Source organism: Nakamurella sp. GG22 (assembly GCF_052976845.2).
The window spans coordinates 1-230 of the sequence record NZ_JBRIIO020000091.1 but is presented as its reverse complement, the minus strand read 5'-3'; the positions used below and the strand labels follow the sequence as shown (position 1 = coordinate 230).

The window sequence follows — 230 nt, the reverse complement described above, 5'->3', positions numbered from 1 at the left end:
CTCGCCGGTTTTTTTGTCCTCAGGCAGCGGCGAACGGCGTGTGATGACGATCCGGCTTTTGCTTTCTCAACAGCATCACCTGATACACCAACGCCACGGCGGCAATCATCACGAACAACACCCGATCAGAATAGTTCTGCATTAGCAGTGCCGTCATGGACGGCCCCAACAGGCTGCCGATGGTGTAGCTCATCAACAAGGCCTGATTCATCGCGACCAACTCATGCGGC

General features: G+C 55.7%; 1 pseudogene. It reads right to left on the bottom strand.

The annotated features are described in order from the left end of the window. Positions 1-19: 19 nt before the first annotated feature. Positions 20-230, bottom strand: a pseudogene (locus ACVBEQ_RS28110) (MFS transporter); the annotation flags it as partial.